This window comes from Pseudoselenomonas ruminantium (assembly GCF_900142515.1).
GTDB classification, from domain to species: domain Bacteria; phylum Bacillota; class Negativicutes; order Selenomonadales; family Selenomonadaceae; genus Selenomonas_A; species Selenomonas_A ruminantium_D.
Window position 1 is genome coordinate 20400 of record NZ_FRBC01000031.1, and the last position, 7642, is coordinate 28041.

8 protein-coding genes are annotated in these 7642 nt (G+C 34.6%); 7 read left to right on the top strand and 1 reads right to left on the bottom strand.

Annotated elements, in window-relative coordinates:
* Nucleotides 1–325: 325 nt before the first annotated feature.
* Complete coding sequence (locus BUB68_RS13010) at nucleotides 326–1681, top strand: GumC family protein (RefSeq protein WP_073092222.1); 1356 nt, start codon at nucleotides 326–328, stop codon at nucleotides 1679–1681.
* 619 nt (nucleotides 1682–2300) lie between these two features.
* Here BUB68_RS13010 and BUB68_RS15900 read toward each other — a convergent pair.
* Nucleotides 2301–2735, bottom strand: coding sequence for a DUF6444 domain-containing protein (locus BUB68_RS15900; RefSeq protein ID WP_443216127.1), 435 nt, complete (start codon nucleotides 2733–2735; stop codon nucleotides 2301–2303).
* Nucleotides 2736–2888: 153 nt separating this feature from the next.
* Between BUB68_RS15900 and BUB68_RS13015 the strand changes: the two genes are divergently transcribed.
* From BUB68_RS13015 to BUB68_RS14945, 6 genes are all read left to right on the top strand, one after another.
* The gene (locus BUB68_RS13015) at nucleotides 2889–3764 is read left to right on the top strand and encodes a glycosyltransferase (RefSeq protein ID WP_073092224.1); all 876 of its coding nucleotides are present in this window, start codon (nucleotides 2889–2891) and stop codon (nucleotides 3762–3764) included.
* Entirely contained in the window at nucleotides 3761–4891 is a 1131-nt protein-coding gene (locus tag BUB68_RS13020) for an EpsG family protein (protein ID WP_073092227.1), read from the top strand. Before BUB68_RS13015 ends, BUB68_RS13020 begins: the two co-directional genes overlap by 4 nt.
* Nucleotides 4892–4893: 2 nt before the next feature.
* The gene (locus tag BUB68_RS13025; RefSeq protein ID WP_073092229.1) at nucleotides 4894–5754 is read left to right on the top strand and encodes a glycosyltransferase; all 861 of its coding nucleotides are present in this window, start codon (nucleotides 4894–4896) and stop codon (nucleotides 5752–5754) included.
* A gap of 39 nt (nucleotides 5755–5793) precedes the next feature.
* The gene (locus BUB68_RS13030) at nucleotides 5794–6738 is read left to right on the top strand and encodes a glycosyltransferase domain-containing protein (protein ID WP_081372014.1); all 945 of its coding nucleotides are present in this window, start codon (nucleotides 5794–5796) and stop codon (nucleotides 6736–6738) included.
* A gap of 84 nt (nucleotides 6739–6822) precedes the next feature.
* Nucleotides 6823–7290: a UDP-glucose 6-dehydrogenase family protein gene (locus tag BUB68_RS13035; protein WP_256625955.1), complete on the top strand. Its 468-nt coding sequence runs from the start codon at nucleotides 6823–6825 to the stop codon at nucleotides 7288–7290.
* Between the two features lie 90 nt (nucleotides 7291–7380).
* Nucleotides 7381–7642, top strand: a 262-nt coding sequence (locus tag BUB68_RS14945; protein WP_081372001.1) for a transposase, incomplete at its 3' end; no start/stop codon positions are given.

A 7642-nucleotide genomic window follows, 5' to 3' on the forward strand; every position in this document is an offset into this window, starting at 1 on the left:
AATAGCGCTAGTGTAGCGTTCGACTGATAACCATATATTGCACCAAGCTGCCAATCACAGGTCAACATAGTCTGCAAGAATAGCTTAAAGTATTATTATCAGTAAGATGCTACACTAGTCGATATAGTAATATTAGTTCCAAAAGCATGTGATCAAACAAAATGATGAATAAAACATTTCGTTTTCTGCCAAGTTTGCTGGAATGGTAGCTGAGAGTATCTGTAAATGATTATCATAATCTCTCTGCTATACTGGGGAGAATGGAGTAATTTATTAAGTATGTGTTGTGAGTGTGTCTTGAAATATAAAAGTGAGGGAATGATACATGGAAAAAAATCAGCAGATGCAAGAAACAATAGACATGAAAAAATTCATGCATATTATTTGTAGAGAAAAAAAGACTGTGGGTGCCATTGTTGGCAGTTGTACGACCTTGGCTCTGATTGTCGCATTTATCTTGCCTAAAACATATGAATCCACTACGCTAGTGCAGACACGTAGTGCCGATAAAATGATTAATGGAACTGCTGCAATGATGGCAGCTAGCATGGGCTTGGGGGGGCAGTCATCACAAACACTTAGCTATATAGAATTAATGAAGTCTCGCACGGTCTTAGAGCCAATCATCGAACAAATGGAATGGGATGATAAAAAAAAGAAACCAGAAGTTAAAGAGTTTGTCAAGAAATACATTGAAATTGAGAATACTAAACAAACTAATCTGCTTACGGTCACAGCAAAGGGGAAGACTCCAGAGGAGGCTCAGATGATTAGCCAGAGTGTGGTGGATAATTTTCTAGCGATGCAAACGGACAAAAGTCAACAAACTCAGAGCTTGCTGGTGAAATTTTTCGATGGACGTATTGAAGATGCTAAGAAAGATGCTGAGGAAGCTCGTGCTAAGTTTGCCGAGTATCAGCAGACGCATAAGGTATATAGCCCGGATGCACAGACGAAGGCAGCTGTGACAAAGATGGCGGCCTTTGATGAAGCGCTCACCCAAATGATGGTACAACAGAAAGCTGAGCAGGCCAAACTAGACACAGTATCGGCTAAATTGGGAGATATGCGTGCTAGTAGCTTAAATTTCAATATTAATGACAATGAAAATGTAATTGCCTTGCGTAAGCAGATTGTGGACACACAGCTTGAATTAGTCAATTTACGCGAGCGTTATACCGAAGAACATCCAAATGTCGTCTCTGCTAAGGAAAAGCTTGAGGAATTAGAGAAACAATTGACTAAAGAGGTAGATACAATTGTCGCTTCAAAATATACAACCATGAATCCTGCTCAGGCCAAGTTGGTTGGTGAAGAAGCTAATGCTCAAGCTAACATGGCGGTAGCGGTGGCAAGTGAATCTGCCATCCGTACCCGCAGGGATGAAAAGGAAAAAGAACTCGAAAAATTCCCCGAGGATGTGCTGGGATATCTGAATTTGCAGCGTGACACAGCCATTAAGGAGGAAATTTATACCAATTTGGTCAAGCAGCGCGAGCAGAGCAAAATCAAGGAAGCTATGGAAAGCATGGATGTTCAAATCATCGACCCCGCCAACTTGCCGGACGAAGATAAACCCGCAAGTCCACGAAAGAAATTGTATACTGCAGTTGGCCTTATTATAGGCTGTTTAATAAGCTTTTGTTATGGATTTATTCAATACAAACGTGAAGAGGTGTAGTGTGCGGCCTCGTCTCAATATAGCATAAATAGTCGTCGATGATGTAGTCAGATGCGGCGTGTTTCAAAAACAGTCATTAGATGTTTAAAAATCCTAGAAAATGGCAAAAAGCAACCTCCTTTTATGCGGCATAAAATGCCGTTAAGTTTTCGCGTAACTATTCAGCAGGCAACGCTCATGGAATACAAGTAGTCTGACTAAGTGTTGCCATTATGGTATTCATGGTAGTCACTCCATGCTTATGGGCAGTGCTTAATACAGAGTTAATTTTAGCAAACTGTTTAGCACCTTCCAGTAAGCGAAGGCATCCTGAAACTTTTATCTTTACTTTGGCATGCCGGACATCTCTTTCTGCCTAGTTATTGTCAAAAGGCACACGGAAATCCCAGAAGAATCGGCGAAAATCTTCGCCGTATGCTTCCAGCCTGTCTATCAATCGTCTAGCGAGGTTCCGTTTTGTACTTCCTTTGTCGGTATATTCTATAGGATTTTATTGCTTGCCTTGGTAAATTAGGCCTTCCCAATATCCTTTGTATAATCGGCAGTAGTATGCGCTGACTGATGTTTTGCTCATGGATCTTATAGACCGAAAAAGCACAATAAGTATTCATAGCAATAGCTAATGCCTGAATGTTAGGGCCATAGCATTTTGTTGCTGTAATATTTTGGGGGAAAACGCCCCACGAAGGTATGTGTTAGATTTTGGGCATAGATATTTCATTTGACAATATTTGTGGACAAAACCCATGATTTCAGGATCAATCTTGTAGCGACCATCTAAGCATTTTCCCTGACAACGGCCAGCAAATTCACAGGCCTTACATTCTTCGGGATTACATGGAATAGTTTTGGAGGGGGCGCATGGCAGCTTCAAGGTAGTTCCCTTGTGACCATTCTGTCCGCCGGGCTTTTTGCCTGACGGTTTGCGGAGGCTGCATTTTTTCTGGCTTGGCTTGTCCGTGGAAGGCGGTTTGGAGCTATTGGAACTATTCATATTGAGACGACGTTCCAGTTCGGCTATGCGAGCTTCTAATTTGACGATTGTTTCTTCCAGCTTACAAACATACGCCTATTCTTCAGGTGTCATCATGATTGCTGCCTCCTTTCCGTTTACTTAGTTTAGCGTACATATGGGAAAGATTCTCAAGTTATCGTGATTGCCTAATGATTATTAATTTGTATTATTTTTTTGAAAGGTGGGAAATTTTTGCAGGATTATAATAGTTACCATATTCACTTTTATGCTGTGGTTGTCGTGTATAATATATGTGTGTACAATTCTTTGACGTTGAATAATCTCAAGAATATAAATAAAAATAATGTTTCAGTTATTGTAGTTGATAATAGTACTGAAAATTTTAATAATGGATCGTTAGCAGAAAAAAGTGGATGGACATATATGTCTATGAATGGAAATGTTGGCTTGTCGAAAGCTTACAATAGAGCTTTAGACTTAATACAGGATAAAGATGGTGTTGTGATTTGGCTTGATGACGATACAAATATCACAAGGGAATATTTTGATGTTCTAGAGAAAGATGTTTTAGAAAACTGTCAAATAGATATATTTGCCCCTGTAATACAAGGTCAAGATGGAAAATATTTGTCACCTAATGAATATCATTTTCTTAGAAATAAACAATTAAAAAATAAAGATGATTCTATCGATTGTTTGCGATTTAATGCAATTAATAGCTGTACTGCTGTACGAATGAGAGTATACGAAAAATATAGATATACGGTACAGTTATTTCTTGATCAGGTAGACCATCAATTCTTTGAAGATCAACGTAATATAGGAAGAACTTTTAAAAAAATGGACGTAGTAATTCAACATAATCTTTCTATAAAAAATAAAGTAAGTAATATTGAAAAAATGAAAAATAGATATTCAATAATGATTCCTGATTTTTTATGGTTTTGTCGCAAGTCTACTACAAGATACATATTAGGCTGGATGAAAGTTATAGGATGGGGGATAAAAGAGTCTATAAAACTTAGAAATGTATATTTTTTCTTTTGGTGTATTTTTACAGGATTGAAGAATAGGCGTGGGTATATAAAAGAGGATAAAACACAATGATTTTATTGTTTTTATATATAATAGTTATAGCTTTAAACTTTATTTTTCCAAGATCAAAAAAATTATTTATTTTTGATTTCTTTTTTATGTGGATATTGATGGGGTGGAATTATAGTGTTGCAGATTACGAAATATATCTGAGAAGGTATATATACTCTTTGTATTCATTTGCTACATTAGAACCCTTGTATGTGTATTTGCAGAATATAGCACAGGAACAATCACTGGATTACAATTCTTTTTTAAAGTACATGACATTTGTTTTTTTGCTTATTAGGATGATAGCTATATTGGGGATGAGCAAAAGGCATAATATTGTTGTTGGATTATATCTTTTGTTTCCTTATATAATGGATATCACACAAGTACGAATGTTTTATGCTACGTCAATAGTTTTACTAGGCCTAGTCTTCTTTATGAAGGACTATAAATATAGCAATATAATATTGATAATATCAGTGATAATAGCAACCTTGATACATGTTTCTTGCATTTTTTATTTATTATTACCTTTGTCAAAATGGATGCTAAGATTTACACATAAACGAGTGCTGACTATTTCTGTTAGAATAACAACGGTATTATATGTTTTATTGATGTCAGGTATGTTGTATTTCATTGCAGGATATTTAGCTTCATGGTTTGGCTTTTCAGATAAATTTATTGAAACAGTACTGGCAAATGATATGGCATATAAGTTTACTTATAGAATAACTTATTCACTAGAAGTATTAATATTCTTCTTATTTATGAATTATATGCTAGGTAGAGCTTGTAGATTTTTTGGAAATGCTTCGAGAATGCAATCGGATATAGATAATTCCTATGGAGAAAAATCTGTGGAGATTGCTTATAGAATTAATTGTATATTATTATGGATTCTACCCTTAGTATGGTTTTCAGGGGATATTTATAGAATACAGCATGGTATTTTGGTTTTGTTTTATAGTGTATTTTCTAATATAAATTTTTTTCGTGATATTAGGAACTATGTTATTACGTATTATCAAATTGCGATGTGTTTTTTTGTGATGGTGTTCGTGATAATGTTTTTGTTAGGAAATGAATCTTTGCGAGAATCTGTATTCATTCCGGTTTTTTTTGATAATGTTTTATTGGGTGAATAATAATGAAAATTATAGCAGGGATAATACTATTTAATCCTGACATCTCAAGATTAAATAGAAATATAGCTATTTTGCTTGAACAAGTAGATTCTGTTTTATTAGTGAACAATGCTTCAATAAATTTTAGTGAAAAATGCTTATTAATTGATGATAGAATTAAAATTATAGATAATGAAGAAAATAAAGGTATTGCATATGCTTTAAATCAAATGTTGGACTATGCTTTGAATAATAGTTATTTTTGGCTTGTTACATTGGATCAGGATTCTATACCTCCAATAAATATGATTTCTGTTTATAAGAAACACATAGAAGCTCATGATGTAGGTATTATTTGTCCTCGAATATTTGACGTAAATCAGAAAATAGACTTAGGTGGGGCATGTGATGGGATATGGATTAAAAATCCTGAGGATGTAATTACGTCAGGTTCATGTATTTGCATAGATAAAGCGATAAAAATAGGTGGATTTGACGAAAAGCTCTTTATAGATTTCGTTGATACTGATTTTCAAAAAAGAATGCTTGACGCGGGAGGTATGATATATAGATGTAATAACGTTGTTTTGATGCATGAAATAGGAAGAATAACAACACATTCTCTGTTAGGATTTAAAATTGTGTGTACAAATCATAATTATATACGTAGATATTATCAAGTTAGAAATAGGTTGTATTATAAGCAGAAGTATTATGGTGGTCAAGCTTTGTGGATTGAGATGATTCGATTAATTTTAGGAACAATAAAAATTGTATGTTTTGAAAAAGAAAAAATAAAGAAAATTTTATCGACAATAAAAGGATTTGTAGACTATAAGAAATTAAATGAGCAGAAGGTTTCATCTAAATGGAGTAATAGTTAATTTTGAAAAAATTAAAAATATGAGTATGTGAAGGATAGTATGATGAATAAAATATATGAAGAAGATTCAATTAGTAAACAGCTATATTTATTGAATAAAGAAAAGTGCTTACTTGCATCATATTTAACATCCGGATATAATTCTAAATTATTACGTTTAACACGATTAGTAAATAAAATAATATCAGAATTACATCTTAGATTTAGACCAAGCCTTTTTGATAAAAAAATATCGGAAATTAGCGAGTATGTAGGTCTTGATTCATGTGTATATAGTGGAGAATTGCCGAAGGTGATTGTGTATACGTGTATAACAGGCAAATATGATAATTTTTCAGAGCCTTTATATAAATCACCAAATTGTCATTATGTGGCAATAACGGATAATCAAGTAGATAAGCAGAGTAATTGGGAGATAATATCGATAGACAGATATGCTGATTGCATTCCGGCAGGTCTTAATAATTTGCAAATTAATAGATGGATAAAAATGCATCCACATTTATTGTTTCCAGAATATGACTATTCGATATATGTCGATGGTAATGTAACTATAGTGACAGATATAATGCCAATTATCTTGAGACAGCATATGGGCAATAAATTTCTTGGGATACATTTGCATTATTGCCGTGAAAAGATTAAAAGTGAAGCAAATGCACTGCTTTCTTGTGGTAAAGTGAATTATAAATCAAAGAAGAAAATGATGGAACAAATTGAGTCTTATTATAAAAAAGGATATGATGATTCAGTTAAGTTACTTGAAGCTACTATTATTGTAAGAAAACATAATAATGAACGTTGTATAAAAATAATGGAAGATTGGTGGACTGAATTTATTTCTGGAATACAACGTGATCAATTGAGTTTACCGTATGTGTTATGGAATAATGACGTTTGTATGAATGATATTTATTTGTTAGGCGATAACGAGTATGCAAATCCAAGATTCTTTATTGTGAATCATCTAAATAATAAACGATAAAAATAGGCCTTATGTTACTGATTTTTTTTAGTGAGTATGAATTTATATATGCTAACATGGCATAGTTGAAAGGGAGTTGTAGCTTTGAAAATTGCAATTGCAGGAACAGGATATGTTGGTTTGTCCAATGGCGTTTTGTTGTCTCAACATAATGAGGTAGTGGCTTTGGACATTGTGCCGGAAAAGGTGGAAATGCTCAATAAAGGGATTTCGCCTATTGTGGATGAGGATATATCGGATTTTCTAGCGCACAAGAATCTTAATTTCCGTGCGACTTTAGATCTGCAGGAGGCCATTGAGAATACGGATTTTGTTATTATTTCTACGCCTACGAATTATGACCCCGATAAGAATTTCTTTGATACATCTTCTGTTGAAACCGTTATTGAAGAAGTTCTGGATATTAATCCACAGGCTGTAATGGTCATTAAGTCCACTGTTCCTGTTGGCTACACAGAGCAGATGAAGAATCGGTTTAAGACGGAAAATATCATTTTTTCGCCGGAGTTTTTGCGGGAAGGAAAGGCGCTCCACGACAATCTCTGGAGTTAGAATATAAATAGTACAAGTCAAAATGAGAAATCCTAAATGAGCCCATAACATGGTACAATGTACGTACCTAATCTTGAGGAGGATTTCAGAATGGCTAAACAACATGACAAACAGTTTAAACTTGACGCAATTCAATATTACGAAGATCATAAGGAGCTTGGCTTGCGTGGCTGCGCCAATAACCTAGGCATCGGTTACAGCACTTTGACCAAGTGGCGCAAAGAACTTCGTGACTCCGGCGATATCGTTGTAAGAGGTTCCGGCAACTACGAATCAGATGAGCAGAAAGAAATTGCCAGATTACGCCGTGAATTGCGGGATACGAAAGACGCGCTTGACGTGTTAAAAAAAG

Excerpts from the sequence above, each read along its gene's own strand:
- BUB68_RS13010 (WP_073092222.1), top strand. The coding sequence starts at position 326 with ATGGAAAAAAATCAGCAGATGCAAGAAACAATAGACATGAAAAAATTC.
- BUB68_RS13020 (WP_073092227.1), top strand. The coding sequence starts at position 3,761 with ATGATTTTATTGTTTTTATATATAATAGTTATAGCTTTAAACTTTATT.
- BUB68_RS13030 (WP_081372014.1), top strand. The coding sequence starts at position 5,794 with ATGATGAATAAAATATATGAAGAAGATTCAATTAGTAAACAGCTATAT.
- BUB68_RS13025 (WP_073092229.1), top strand. The coding sequence starts at position 4,894 with ATGAAAATTATAGCAGGGATAATACTATTTAATCCTGACATCTCAAGA.